Annotated in this window: 6 protein-coding genes; all 6 read right to left on the bottom strand. The window is 39.1% G+C overall.

Features of this window, described 5'->3' with window-relative positions; genetic code table 11:
• Positions 1–13: 13 nt before the first annotated feature.
• Positions 14–526, bottom strand: a complete 513-nt coding sequence (locus CS898_RS00110; protein ID WP_009430913.1) for a cob(I)yrinic acid a,c-diamide adenosyltransferase — start codon at positions 524–526, stop codon at positions 14–16.
• A 7-nt stretch (positions 527–533) separates the two neighbouring features.
• Positions 534–1,001 (bottom strand): LuxR C-terminal-related transcriptional regulator, encoded by a 468-nt coding sequence (locus CS898_RS00105; protein ID WP_099207681.1) that lies wholly within the window; start codon positions 999–1,001, stop codon positions 534–536.
• On the bottom strand, positions 979–1,989 hold the full coding sequence (locus CS898_RS00100; protein ID WP_099207680.1) for a LacI family DNA-binding transcriptional regulator: 1,011 nt from the start codon (positions 1,987–1,989) through the stop codon (positions 979–981). The genes CS898_RS00105 and CS898_RS00100 overlap by 23 nt, the downstream gene beginning before the upstream one ends.
• Positions 1,990–2,000: 11 nt before the next feature.
• Entirely contained in the window at positions 2,001–2,897 is an 897-nt protein-coding gene (locus CS898_RS00095) for a diacylglycerol/lipid kinase family protein (protein ID WP_099207679.1), read from the bottom strand.
• Positions 2,898–3,112: 215 nt separating this feature from the next.
• Positions 3,113–8,440, bottom strand: a complete 5,328-nt coding sequence (locus CS898_RS00090) for an S-layer homology domain-containing protein (RefSeq protein WP_099207678.1) — start codon at positions 8,438–8,440, stop codon at positions 3,113–3,115.
• A gap of 11 nt (positions 8,441–8,451) precedes the next feature.
• Entirely contained in the window at positions 8,452–13,797 is a 5,346-nt protein-coding gene (locus tag CS898_RS00085; RefSeq protein ID WP_099207677.1) for an InlB B-repeat-containing protein, read from the bottom strand.
• Positions 13,798–14,239: the final 442 nt, after the last annotated feature.

Below are 14,239 nucleotides of genomic sequence, written 5' to 3'. Positions count from 1 at the left end.
CTAGACCAACTCCTTAATACTCAATACCTAGCCTTGCCTTAAGCCCCTTCTTGTAATAGTGTTTGACTTCCTTCATCTCTGTTACCAGGTCTGCAAAGTCGATAAATTCTTGAGGGGCATAGCGGCCTGTTAATACAACTTCCATGGTCTTGGGTCTCTTTTTAAGCAGGTCCACGACCTCCTTGGGGTCTATAAGCTTGTATTCACAAGCTACATTAATTTCATCAAAAATTAAAAGATCAATACTTTCATCTTCCAGGTAGGCCTTCATCCGGGCCAGGCCGTCAGCTGCTTTTTCATAGTCTTCATCAGTGGGCTTACGGTAGACAAAACAGTCCCGCCCGAATTGCTCCAGACTTAAATTTTCAAAATAGTCCGGCAGCTTTAACTCACTATAGGTCATCCCCTTGACAAATTGGCCAATAACCACCTTCCTGCCTGCACAAAGACTCCGGACAGCCAATCCCAGAGCCGCTGTTGTCTTTCCCTTGCCATTGCCTGTATATACTTGTACTTTTCCTTCCATTCTTCCCTCAATCTTTCAAATTTCCATTAAACCGTACTGTCAGCTCCTCCCGTCTTTGGATCTTCAACTTCCGATAGAGGGCTGTTAAATTATTTCGAACTGTTTTTTCACTTAAATAGAGTCTTGCTGCGATTTCCTTGTTCGTCAAACCCTGTAATATTCCACGAACCAACCGTCTTTCCCTGTCTGTTAAATCATCAAACTCCAAGGGAACCTTCTTTAAAATTTCATCGATAAAAGAGATGACTTCACTATTTGACGCATTTATAGAAAGTTTTTTATCCGTTACATTTAAGGAAAAAGTAAAATATCCATCCACTTCCAGGATTGTCAGGGTCCCTTCCACTTGGGAGACCTTTTCTTGGGTTACCTCTGTCGGAATCCCCCTTTGGGTCAACTCCCAACCCAAACCCATGGCCGGTAGATAGGTCTTTGCAATAATAATTGCCTTTTTATAAGGATTTGACACTTTCACGTTTCAAAATTTCTACAGGTAAAAAGATTGTATCTCTCGTTAATTCTTCCTTGGATTCCATACTCTTTAAGAGCTTGCGGATGGCCACAGCCCCAATGTCATAGAAGGGCTCCTTGACCGTAGTCAGGGCAGGACGGACGATTTCAGATAAAACCGTACCACCAAAACCACAAATGCTGATATCATCCGGCGTCTTAATCCCTTGGTCGAAAAGAGCATTCATTAAATGGATGGCCAAAATGTCTTGAGTACAGAAAAGAGCCGTATACTTGTGGTCCTTGATGTCGTCCAAGATGTCCTCCATAACTTCCAGGGCATCTTCCCGGTCCAGACCTTCAGAATAAATCACCCGGGGCTTTAAGTTGCATTGCCGCATGGCTTCCTTGTAACCCTTAATCTTGTAGGTTTCATTGGTCCGGTCCATATCCTTTCTCAAGGCTACATAACCAATTTTTTCGTGGCCGGCCTCAATGAGATTTTGGGTCATCTTGTAGGTGGCATTTTTATTGTTAATGGACACAGTTGCCGCTTCATCAATGGTGTAGAAACGGTTGATAACCACATAGGGAATCTTTAATTCATCCAGTTTAAACATCAAACGCTCATTTAAAATATCAGAAATCAGGATGATTCCTTCCACTTGCTTTTGACTAAAGAGGTTGGCGAACTTCATCTCCACTTCCAAGTCCCCATAGGAGGAAGATAGGAGGATATCATAGTTAAACATCCGGCCAATTTCTTCCACGCCCCTTAGGACCTGGGAGACATAGCTATTGCCAATATCGTTGACAATAACCCCAATTAAATTCGATTTTTTTGTTACCAGACTCCTGGCCACTTCATTGGGCTTGTAGTCCAAAACTTCAATGGCGTGCAGGACCCTTCGTCTAGCTTCCGGACTGACGGGTTTTGAATCATTAATAACCCGGGATACCGTTGAAATAGATACATCGGCCATTTTTGCAACATCTTTAATTGTGGATGGCATTCTTTCCTCCTTTAGACTAACACATGTAGACCCTTGTGGATAACCCGAAAAGTCATGGGGAGAGATTGGTACCTTTCCCCGTCCAGGTCTACAATAACATCTTGCTTGCAAGACAAGGTAATCTCGTCTGTTTGTAAGTAAGTCATCCGGTCATGGTGAATATGACGACCGGTCATAAACTGTGTGAGTATTTCAACTATTTCATTAAAGTCCAAATTTTCTAAAATCAGGACATCAAATAAACCATCTTGGATTTCCGCTGTTGGAGCCAGGTTTTTAAAGCCGCCGACAGAGGTTGAATTTGCAATAATAAACATTTGGGCCTGGCAGGTTTTATGGAAGTGCTTGTTGACAACCTCCAACTCCAGGGTCCTGTCCCTTCGGATAATCCCTCCAACCAGTTCCTTTGCCCCTTCAAGATAATAAGCCATCCGACCCAGCTTGGCCTTTTGGTCATCAGAAACCGTATAGGCAATTTCTGTTAAAAAGCCCCCAGCTGCCACATTGACAAAGACCCGGTCATTGGCCAGACCCAGGTCCACTGCCTTGACCTGGTTCCTCTTCAATAGTTGGTAAAATCCAGCAACATCTTGAGGGAGATTTAAAAAAGACCCAAAATCATTCACCGTCCCAGTGGGCAAAATAGCCAGGGGAACCACCCTTTCCTTGTAGTAGATCCCATTGGCCACCTCATTCAGAGTGCCATCCCCACCAATGCACACAATGACATCTTCTTGGTCTTCTTGCATAGCAAAGCGGCTGGCATCGTCCTTTTCTTGGGTAAATAAAAGTTGAATATCCCAAGGATCTCGACTCATATAGGCCAGCAACTGGTTTATTTTATATAAAGCTTGTTCTCTTCCAGAGGATGGGTTTGCAATGATTTTTACTTTTTTCAAATGAATCATCCCTTCCTTGCTAATATTATACTCGCCGCCCCCCTTTTTGTCTAGTAGGTAAAGGATTTCATAATTTTTATTTTTCCTGTTTTCCCTCGTCTTAAATCCTATGTTTTGAGAGATTTCCCCGTTTTCATAGCCCCTCTTGGGAAGAAACTGTTCCCATAGGCAAAAAAAGACCCCCGAGGCACCAGGCCTCGAGAGTCCTTTAAATGATCAGAAAGTTACCGTCTTTCTAACCTTTGAAACTTATCTTTTGTCACAGTGTATCCATCCAAATTGATGTTGTATAGGTCTTTCTTGTAGTCAACCTTGTGACCCCAGAAGGACTTGCCATCGTGGATGAAGCCGTTGCTGGCACAGAGGATGTCTTCATAGCTCCACAAGGATGGATTTACGTCTTTATAGTTGATTAAGTTTTTACTGTTTCTGTGGATATAAGTCTTGTCCAAGACCCGGTTAAAGGCCTTGTTACTTACAGCTGCCACTTCTTGTCTTGGGATAAATTCGTCCGCCCTAAACTTGGCTAGGCCTTGGCCGTAAATAGCCAACCAGCCTTCCTTGTAGGCCGCTTCGATTTCTCCCATAGCCCAGTGGTCTGCCCGAACTTGCATGTGGTTACCAGAAACTCTTTCCAGTTCTTGGAAACGTCTTAGGGTTCCAATCCACTCTGCCCGAGTAATCTTCTTGTGGGGATCAAAGTAGCCGGTGTCATAACCCTTAAAGACATTGGCTTGACTTGTAATCCGGATGGCCTTGGCATACCATTCATTGCCCACGATATCCTTGTAGTGGATAGCAAAGTTGGGGTCATAACGGTAGCCGTCTTCCACTAGGGCATTGGCCAGGATTTGAGCTGCTTCTGCCCGAGTCAAACCTGCGCCAGGTCTGAAATAGTTGTTGTAACCTTGCATATAGCGAACTTCCTTGCGGAAGGTCTTTTCTGCCGGAACCTTGACAATTTCCTTTTCCACGACAGTTACTGTCCGAGTTCGAGTGGGTCCAAGAGTTCCTGTTTGCCAACTTCCTCCAGATTCTTCCTTACCCCTATAGAGGGCTGTAATTTTATCGCCATCCCTATATTGAATGGGCCAATGGATAGAAGCATCCCAGCCTGTAAAGGTATAGTCGGTATCGGCTGTTACCCTCGGAGCGTGACTTTCTAATCGGACAGACTTGTTTGGATTGATATAAAAAACTGTATGGCCGGTTAGTTTCCCATGGGCACCAGGTAGAAAAGTAACTGTGGCATATCCCGTAGGTTTGTCTGATTGGTCAGTATTTTTTTGAGGGATTACATTCTCCAGCTCTTCATATTGGGCGATAACTCTTTTATCTTCTGTGATTTTGAAACTATTTTCCGTATCCCAAGCGGTAAACTTATAGCCAGTTTCTGCTTCAACTTCCGGCTTTGTTATATCAGCTAAAGTTTTGCCAGCTTGTGGGTTTACATAATAAACGGTTTGGCCTGTTATTGTTTTTCCGTTAGGCCCTTTTTCAAAGGTGACAGTCACATAACCTTTAGGTTTTGGATTTGGTTCTCCTTGATTATCAGTTGAAGGAATAATATCACCAAGCTTTTTAAAGCTTCCTTTTACTGTTATGTCTTTAGTATATTTGGCCTTTGTTGTAGTATCTTGATCCCATTTTTCAAATACATAGCCTGTGTCTGCAACTGTCTTTGGTGGTTGAATTGTTACATCCTTTTCTGGATTGACGAAGTAAGTGGTCGTTTCTTTGTTCGCAATTTTTCCACCTTTTCCTTCGATAATAAAATCAACCTTGACATATCCAGCTGGTTTTTCTGAATCATTGTCTTCTGTTTTGGGAATGACAGAAGCAATTGGATTAAAGGATGCTGTGATAACTGTATCTTTTGTATATTGCTTGTAGTTTGATAAGTTTTCACTCCATGCACCAAATTCATAGCCAGTTTTCCCCTTGGCATCATCCGGTGGAGTGAGTTGTACATACTTGTTTGGATTTACAAAATAAGTCTTTTCTGTAACTGTACCATTTCCACTCTCATCTGCCTTAAAGGTTACTTCTACATAGTCCTTTGGTTTGTCTACGCCCTCTTTTTTCTCAATTGCATCGGGAATAGTTTTGGCTAATGCTTTTACTACTACATCGTCAGTGCCAATAACAAAGGAATCTTTCTTGTTCCATTCCTTAAATTCATAGCCCGTCATAGCTTCCGTTGTGGGCTTAACGAGTTCCGAGTTGCCCAAGGTTATGTTGGCGTTTTTCTTTACATAGTAATCCTTCACATTGGACAGGTTAATACCCTCTTCCGCTTCAAAGCTTACCCTTACATAGCCTTCGGGTTTTGTAATGGGGTCTGTTGGGTCGTAAGGAATGATACTCGGTGTTTCTTCATAAGTGGCAGTGATGGTTGTATTTTCTGTAAACTTCTTCAATGTGGTGGGGGAATAATTTTCACCGGTCGTCACATCGCCAATCTTCCATCCCTTAAATGTGTAGTAAGTTTTCCCTAGGGGATCTTTTACTGGAATGGTAACTTCCTTTTCCGGGTTGACCCAGAAGGTTTTTTCGGTTTCGTCTGTCGCCTTGTCTGTTGGAACGAATTTTACTTCAACATATCCTTGCGGCTTAGTTTCACCTTCTTTTTTCTCCATGACATCAGAAACAGGTTTAGCTTTTGCCGTTACAACAATGTCCTTATCTTTGATTTCAGTGGTATCTGCTGGATCCCACTTGTCAAAGGCATATCCCGCTTTTTCTTCCACTGTCGGATAACCTTTTTTTTCATTATCCTTAATGGTATTTAAAGTGACCTTGGCATTTTTCTTCACATAATATGCCTTGACATCCTTTAGGCTTAATCCGGTTTCCGCTTTAAAGGTAACATTCACATAGCCTTCTGGTTGGTCCATGAGACTGGTTGGATCGTAGGGGATAATATTGTCCGTCTTGTACTGGGCTTTAAAGACTTCCCCATCAGTGACTTCCTTTGTGTTAAGTGTGTAGCTATTGCTCCCCTCAACAGTCAACTTGCCGCCTTTTGTTTCCCAAGTATCGAATTTCCAGGTATATAGAGTTTTTCCGTCGTCGTCCTGTACGGCCTTACCTACAGGACTCGTTATAGCAAATCTAACAGCCTCTTTATCCGGCGCAACCCACCAGACAATTTTTTGTTTGTCCTTCGCTTTGTCTGTCGGGTCAAAAATGACCTTGATAAAATTGTCAGGCACCGTGCTAGGTTTACCTTGTTTTGGTTCTGGAATGGCCAATCGTGAGTAAAAAGCCCTAATCAAGGTTTCTGATTTTGTAAATGTTTGATTTACTTTCAAATCAATGACGTCAAATCTATCCGTGTCCTTCTCTTGTCTCCACTTGCTAAATGCCTCTGCCCCATCTTTGGCCACGGGGTCTTGAACATCAATGCGAACCGGCGTATCCTTCTTAACCCAGAAGGTTTTGGTGAATTTCGTCTCATTCGTCGCGTTGTCCGTAGTGTCCACCGTGACTTTGACGAAATCGTCGGGAACTTTGGGTTTGTCTTCGGTTTTTTGCTCAACAATATTTCCGACGTAGTTGGCTGTAATGGTGGTTTCAGCATCGAATTGGTGTCTCGGCCTTTCTGTCAATTTGTATTCAACGGGGTCTGCTCCCGCTCCCGGAATCGTCCAATTGATGAAATTATTTCCAGGCGTTCCCACAGGGTTTTCCCCTGGAATGACAACTTTCGCTTTGGGGTTGACATAGTAAAAGTATTTTTGTGGCTTTTCCGCCTTGGTGGTTGGATCTACCGTTACTTTTACATAGCCGTTCGGAACGTAGTTTGGCTTTCCTTCTTCAGTCTTGGCTTCGTAGATGTTTTTAATGACCTTGATGGGAATATCAACTGTTTGGCTAGTTCCATTTTTGTGGGTTACCTTTGCCTTTAGTGTGACTAGTCTTGAAACTTCGGTTGCAGGATCTTCTTTTAACTTTTCATATAATTTATCTTTTAAATCCTTATCAGCAATAGGATTTCCGCTATCATCTAATATTTGAAGAGTATCATCATCTGTTAATGCCTGTGGAACTCCATTTGCGTCTTTAATCTTTACTTGCTCTTTTAACTTAGCTAATTCAGGAATAAAGTCATTAACCCAAGTATCACCATCTTTAAAAGATTCTTTTACTTCTAACTGGTCTGCTGATATAGGATGTTTGTCCCATACAGCGTAATAAGTTTGTGATTCTTTTATATTTTTAAATGCGCTTTCGTCAACTAAAAGAATATTGCCTCTTTTGTCTTTAATGAAGTTATTTTTTTCGTCTTTAATACCCCATCCTAAAAAAGTTTCACGGTCTTTTTTTGGTTCTTCAATAGTATCAGTTAAATTTTTAGTATATATAACCTCGTGCTCTTTAACCTGTTCTTGATCTTGTTGAATTGAGTCAAACTTACCGCTATTGGCATCAAATTTTAAAGTTAAAACTTCTGTCATAGTAAGCTTGCCGCCATTAATGACATCATAGTTAAAGGTATAATTATAAGTTTTTCCTTTATAGGAAATTCTATTATTATCCCTATCTAGTGTATAAGTGTCATTTGATTCAGGGTCTGGATCAGCAACATCAACTGTCGGAACTTTTTCAAGCCAACTTGCTATATATTTCCCATCTTCACCATTATCATCTCTAATGATTTCAATATCTTTATTATTTTTAGGAAATTCGAAATATCCCTCTATTTCTTCCCCATCTTTATTTTTATTATGTGTGTTATAAGAAAATTCTACAACTGGTCTATCATCTTCAATAGTATCTGTATTCCATTCTGAAACAAACTTTGTTGATGCAATTTGTATTAGAGTATTATCCATAAATACGTCAGCTACAATTTCCCCTGTTTTAGGATCTGGCTTTGCAAAAGTGAAATCAGGAGTTCCAAAAGATCCATCTAAAATAAGATTTACTCTTTCAGAATTTGACCTTTCAATATAAACTTCATACTTATAAGGTTTAAAGTCTTTTGAATATAAAGGTAATTTTATCGGATCACCGTTCTCATCAACCCAATAGTGTTTTCCTTCAGTATCAGTTTCTAATATACCTTTTATGCCTGTTTCTGTTGAAAAAGAACCTTCCTTATAGTTAAGTTGTACAAATATAACCTTAACTTTATTTAAGTCCCCATACTCATCTCTACCAAAAACACCTTCCCAGTCAAAAGGAAGTTCTGTCCCATCTTGTTGTGTAAGACCTTTTGTTTTTAGATTTACATATACCTTCCCAAAATATAAAGGTTTATCTTTATCTTCTGGATCTCTTTGATTTGGAAACCATGGTTTTGAAAATAACTGAGTTCCTTTTTCAATTGGCTGTCCGTCTTGTGCCTTTTTTGTTAGTCTGTTAATTTGTTGCATAGTCTTACCGTTTAGAGGCATAAGATTTGATGCATCTAATGTTCCAACCTTAACCATATTTTCTTTTTGATAAGAACTGGACTCTTTAGCAAAGCTCACAGTTGGTATAATTGTTTGAATTGCCATAGACAATGCAAGCACAAATGTTAATATTCTTTTTTTTGTTCTCATACTCCTTCTCCCTATCTAACCCTTATTTCTCTTCTATCAGATTCAAGTTTACCATTTACAGAATAATATCTAACTCTATCTCCACTTTGTAGAGTAATGTTATTTTCTTTTAAATCAAAACCTTTAATTTTTTCTTCTCTAAATCTTCTACCTTGTCTTACTTTCTTTGTTTTTTCTACAAGATTAAACTCATAAATCTCATCACCTCTAATGATTGTAAGAAATCCCGTGGCTCCATTCGTTAATTCTTTGAGCTCTATAAAGTTTAGTCCTGCTACTGGGTCTTGAATCACTATCTCTGGTTTTTCTTCAGGTGCTTCTTCTATTGTCCTATCATCATCAAAACTTACTTTATTAGCTTCATCTTCTGTATTTAAATCCCAAGCCTTGAAGTTGTAGCTTAAATCTGTTTTTACCACTAAAGGTGGCTTAATGTTGACAGGTTCATTCTTCTTTACATAGAATTTGGTAGGTCCTACCATGTAGGCCTTTTCTGGATCAACCTTAAAGTCTACTACAATCATGCCGTCTGGTTTTTCTCTTTGAATTTGCTCATCTGTCTTTCCTGGCTTAATTGGGATGACATTGCTTTCTAACTCATACTGAGCAATGAAGGTAATGTCTTTACCTTTTAATTCCAGTGGTTGATCCCAACCAGAATTTGTTTCTTGGGCCTTGTAGTATTCATTGGGTTTTATTGTTGGAACGATTAAACCATACCTAACAGCTTCTTCAAAGGATAGGTCTTTGCCTACTTTATATGCTGGTGAATCTGTTTGTTCTACATCGTCAATTGTTAGTTTGCCGTGAGTTCCCTCTTTGAAGATAACTTTAATAAACTCTTGGCCAACTGGGTCGTTTTCTCCAATTTTTTGAACTGCTTTTTCCCAAATGGCTACTAGGGTTTTGTCGGCTATTATCTCTGTATTAAAGTCGTAGAAGGCTGTTTGGTTTTCTTGACCCTTTTCTTTCCAACCCATAAATACGAGGCCTGCTTTTGTTGGATTTGTTTCAGGCCTTGTCGCTGTGCTACCGTGGTCTACTTCTTGACTGTCTACTAGACTGCCGCCCTTAGTGTCAAAACTTACTTTGTGTTGGATGATCTTCCATTGAGCTGTTGCCTTTGTGTCGGCTGTTAAAATAATGTCTTCTCCAGGCTTATAAATTCTATCTGTATCGCCTGTATCAAGTTTCCAACCTATGAAGTTATAATTTTCTTTTGTAAGTTTTTCTTGGTTGGCTAAAAATTCTCTTGTTCCATATTCTACAGTTTTAGCAGATGGTCCTTGGCCTATTCCACCATTTGCATCATAGGTTAAAGTTACATTTATCAATTTGAAACCAGCTACATAATGACGGTCGGCAGCAATAGGATCTTTTAAATTCAATTCTTCACGCCATTTTTCAAATTCATAGTTGGCATTGGCTGTTGGTTTTGGTACAGCAATTTGATTTTCTCCTGCTGTTCCATTAACAATTTTAATGCCGGCCTTTGGATTGACATAGTAGACTATTTTGTCTTTGTTGTTATCTAGCTTTCCATTGCCATCTGTACTAAAGATGAGTTCAACATAATCTTTTGGCTTTTCTACACTGTCATCCGTTTTTTCTACGATATCTTTTGTTTTTATGAAGTTAAAAGTAAAGACTGTATCTTTTTTGAAGATATTGTTTAATTTCTTAGTTTCGCTTGTATCCCAATCTCCACTGATATATCCAGTGTTTGGAGTTTTTGTGATTGCATTTGCAATACTTGTCATATCTTCTTGGACTTCTGGGGATACATAGTAAGCTTTCTTCTTAGCATCAGTAATTGTTCCGCCTTCGCCCGCCTTGAAAGTAATCTTGACATAATTATCAATGGCTCCTTCTGGCTTCTTACCATCGTAGGATGGAATGATGTTTTTGTGGACTTCTACCGGAATGATAAGTGGATTGTCAGTTGACCCTTGGGTTGAGCCGTCTGTATATTCAATAGTTATTTTGGCTTCTTGCTTACCCGGCTTTGACGGATCTGGTCTTTCAATTACTGTTATTGATTTAATTGTTTTATTCTCTGGTGGAGTAATTTGTTCGATTAAATCTTTATCTTCTATTGTCTTACCTTCTGGTGTATCTAACTTGTCAATCTTGATAGGCTTCACAATTGGTGTTGCTGCAAATTTTTCATAATAAGCCGCTTCAACCACTGTAACCTTATCTGTATATCGGTTCTTGGCTATATCAATAGCTAAAGGTTCTGCAATATCAACTAAATTGTTGTCGTCATCACCAGTTTTAACTTTTTGCCAACCTTTAAATGTGTAGTTTGCTTTCACTTTGCCAAGGCCGGTAATTTCTATTTCTTGATCAGTCTTTCCAGTTGGCTTATCAACATTTATCTCTACTTTTTTCGTTGGGTCTACCCAGAATGTTCTTTCAAATTTACTTTCATCTGTCGCCTTATCTGTTGTCTTAACAATAACTTTTACATAGGACTCGGGTACATTTGGTTTGTCGTTTCCTTCTTGCTCAAGGACATCTTTTGCAGATACCGGAGAAATAATGGTGTCTTCTGTGAATTTAAAGCGCTTTGCAAAATCAAAATTGCCATTTGCTTGACCATTGTCGTTCTTAGTCGGATCATCTGAAGTCCAATTTAAAAACTTTAGCTTGGCCTTGTCTTCGGCAGATAATTTTATTTCAGGTATATCTACCCAAGCCTTTGGATTGACATAGTAAATCTTTGAGTCTTTGTTATTAGGTTTATTTGATGGATTTACTGTTACTTTTATATATCTCTTTTCTGCTGTGTCGCTTAAAATACCTTTTAGTTCATTTTTTTCAGCATCAGATAGGAACAATGGCTTGTCTCCTGATGTTAAAGCTTCGTATCGGTTTTTGTAAACTTTTACTGGAAGGTCTATCTCTTTAGTATTCTTATTGTCTTTAAATTCAACAATTGCCTTAAAGTTTACTATTCTATATTCTTGATCTTTGTCGGCTACTCCAAGTTCTTTTAATTTTTCGTAAATATCTTCATCATTTGTAATTCCTTCAAATGTAACTGTTGCATCATTTGGTAGTGGTTTTTCTTGACCATTTTCCATCCATACTATTTGATTTTTTAAATCCTCTAATTTTGGAGCAAATTTATTTGTCCATGTATTATTAGGATCTTCAAAAGCTTCTGTAGTAACTAATTCCTTTGCCACTACCCCTGACCATTCAAATTTTGCTGTGAAAGTATAGTCTTTTTCGATTATTACATTATCGTTTAATAATGGACTATCTGCCCACTCTTTAAAGTTTTTGCCATTATCGGGAGTGATGTAGTATTTATCTGTATCTTTCGTTTCGCCTGTTTTTAGTACTTGTGGGACTGGAATAAATTGTGAATAGAGTCCTTTAATGACATCATAATTTATTTGTTTGATGTCCTTGCCTTGGGCATCCTTGCCAAAAGACCCACCTTCATCTGCCTTAAAGGTGACCCGGACATAGCCATCCGGTACTGGTTCATCAGGGTCTTTTACATCGATTACCCTTACGTCTTTATAATAGAAGGTAATTTCGTCTTTTCCTGTGTTGTTGATGCCTAAGAATTCATTGGTTTCTTCGTTAAGGTCAAAGAAAAGTTGTTGTTGAGGGGCGCTTGTCAGCTTCCAACCGGGGATTGGCCGGTAATTTCTGGCATCGTAGTGGCGGTTACCGTTTGTAACAAGTTCTTGGTCGATAATGGCTCCGTCTTTTTCGTTCGGCTTACCTTTAAATCTTTCGTCAATATAGTTGACCTTGTATTCACGTTGTTTGAAAGGTCTATAGAAGAAGTAAAATTCATTATCTCCATTACTATTATCTTCTTTTACCATTATTGTTTGGAAAAATGAGTTATTAAATCCATGTTTCGTGTTATAAGTATCAAAAATATTCTTAATACTTGCATCTTTAATATCTTCAGGACTTGCCAGGGTCCACTTGTCGCTGATTTGATCGCCAACTGTAGTTGAGTAGTCGCCTACACGTTTGTCATATAGCTGCTCTTTTAAAGGATTCGGGTATTGAGAGGTATCCTTATTCCCATCCTTGTCTAGGAAATAGTGGTAAATATCCAAGTCAACCCTGTCCTTTTTAACCCAAAGAGCCTTTAAGTTGATGTCAGATGTAACTGGGTTGCTAAAGGCGTATAGGACTGGAGTTTGACCGTCTTGGCTTTTTTCTATCCATTTCCAACCCATGAAGGTATGCCCTCCACGGTTAGGATCTCTTGGCTTATCAAATTTTGTTCCACTATTTACTGTACTCTTTTTTGTTTTGCCATTGCCATAATCAAGGTTTACAGTATAAGTTGCTTCTGTAGCAGGATTCTTAGCACTTGCGCTTGGATCATCTTGCCATACTGCTGTAAATTTTACTGGCCCTGCTGGCATAATTAAGCCGCCGCTTAAATCTGATTTTAAATGGCCTGCTGTATAGAAGTTGCCATTTGCACCTTTTAAAGTAGGACTTGCAGTCCATCCAAGAAGTTTCTTCCCATTTTGTGTAGGAATTTCACTTGAATCCAGAGTAGGAATTGTTTGGCCATAAAAAAGTTCACGGGCTGGCACAGGACTTCCATTACCAGTGTCAAAAGTCACTTCGTAGTGATTTCTATTGTAGCGGTATTCAACGACATAACCATTTGTATCTAATGGCAGTTGAACGGTGATAGATCTTTCTTCTGGTGTAAAACCTTTTATTTCATAATCTTGTAAAGCCGAAATTTGAAGTGCTGAACCCGTATTTCCTGTTACATTTCTTGTATCATGCTCAGGGATGGAAACATACTTGTTAAAGTCCTTGATATCTTGAAAGACGTCTTTTACTTGTATGGTCTTACTTACTGACTGGTATCTAAAGTCTTGGTTTGCAGTGTACCTGTCTCCGTTGACCTTATCTTCTGTCTTAGTAGCATTTTTTGCTTCATATACTATATCTTGATAGTTAATAGAAAAGTCCTCTTCATCATCAGGCCGTTCAAAACCCACAAGCTCTGGTAGGTCAATGGTCTTATCGACCTTAGCTTTTTCCGCAGGAGTAGCATCTGCCCCTACACTTGCTACATAGGGTTGATAGCTGATTTTGTGATCCCTTTCAACTGGGACCTTAAAATCTGTCCTTAGGGTATAAATCGCTGGTTGTTTCGGATTTTTAATTAATTCTTCGGCTGTTTGCCCATTTTCTAATTTGGCCGGGTTCACTGCTTTCCCGTTAATAATACTATCCTTGTCCCGATCTAGGTTTTGGTAGTTCACCTGACCGAAAACAGTCATGGGCCCAGGCAAGATCATGGTCAAGACCAAGACCCAAATACATAGGTTCTTTAAGTGGCTTTTCATTGTTCCCCTCCTAACTTTCTTCCTGTTTTTTCAAAAAACTTTCTTTCTCTCATCTTTCAAGTCCCCCTTGTGCTCACTTTTCTCTCCCGGAATATTGAATGGGATTTTCCCACTTTTTCTGGATAAAGCTCTAGTTTGATCCCTATATTGTTTCCTTTTGCCATAGATTATCCTATGGATTCCCAATTATATGAAAACCCTTTTTTCAACCTAATACTTCACCCTTTATTTTACTTTATTAAGCCTAAATATACAAGCTTTTCAGGGGGCTGGATCTTTGTTTTTAACTGAATTTACTTTCTTTTTCTTGATTCGCTTTTTATGAAAAATTTTCAAAAATTGGCTGGTTTATCCTCCTATAAAAAAACCCAGGCATGATGCCTAGGGCTTTTTAGTCTTATATTTTCATCTTTTCTGGAAAATTCCTGTAAGCTATTCAAAT

Origin of the sequence: Urinicoccus timonensis (assembly GCF_900232945.1) — a bacterium.
Lineage (GTDB): Bacteria > Bacillota > Clostridia > Tissierellales > Peptoniphilaceae > Urinicoccus > Urinicoccus timonensis.
The sequence above is the reverse complement of the archived record's forward strand: the minus strand, read 5'-3'. Positions and strand labels throughout refer to the sequence as shown.

Excerpts from the sequence above, each read along its gene's own strand:
- CS898_RS00110 (WP_009430913.1), bottom strand. The coding sequence starts at position 526 with ATGGAAGGAAAAGTACAAGTATATACAGGCAATGGCAAGGGAAAGACA.
- CS898_RS00100 (WP_099207680.1), bottom strand. The coding sequence starts at position 1,989 with ATGCCATCCACAATTAAAGATGTTGCAAAAATGGCCGATGTATCTATT.
- CS898_RS00095 (WP_099207679.1), bottom strand. The coding sequence starts at position 2,897 with ATGATTCATTTGAAAAAAGTAAAAATCATTGCAAACCCATCCTCTGGA.
- CS898_RS00090 (WP_099207678.1), bottom strand. The coding sequence starts at position 8,440 with ATGAGAACAAAAAAAAGAATATTAACATTTGTGCTTGCATTGTCTATG.
- CS898_RS00085 (WP_099207677.1), bottom strand. The coding sequence starts at position 13,797 with ATGAAAAGCCACTTAAAGAACCTATGTATTTGGGTCTTGGTCTTGACC.